This is a genomic window from Denitromonas iodatirespirans (assembly GCF_018524365.1).
In the GTDB taxonomy this organism is placed as follows: Bacteria; Pseudomonadota; Gammaproteobacteria; order Burkholderiales; family Rhodocyclaceae; genus Nitrogeniibacter; species Nitrogeniibacter iodatirespirans.
Window position 1 is genome coordinate 1 of the sequence record NZ_JAEKFT010000148.1, and the last position, 373, is coordinate 373.

Annotated in this window: 1 protein-coding gene; it reads left to right on the forward strand. The window is 63.8% G+C overall.

Annotated elements, in window-relative coordinates:
* The coding region (locus tag I8J34_RS24340; protein WP_214364207.1) for a condensation domain-containing protein at positions 1-373 on the forward strand (373 nt) is incomplete at both ends.

Consider the following 373-nt stretch of genomic DNA (forward strand, 5'->3'; position numbering starts at 1 on the left):
GAATTGAGCTTGAGCGGTCTGGAACTCAGTGCGCTGGAGACCGAGCATCGCACCGCCCAGTTCGACCTCACGCTCACCCTGCAACCGACGCAGGAGGGCATAGTCGGCTCGCTCGAATACGCCACGGTGCTGTTCGATCCGGCCACCGTGGCGCGCTTCATCGGCTACTGGACCCGTCTGCTCGAAGCCATGGTCGAGGCGCCGGCCGACACCCAGGTGGGGCAACTGCAGATCCTCGATGATCAAGAACGCCACCAAGTACTCATCGGCTGGAACGAGACGCGCCAAGCCTACGATCGCGACGCCACGATGCACGCGCTGTTCGAGACGCAGGTGCAACGACACCCCGAGGCGATCGCGCTCGTCTTCGAAG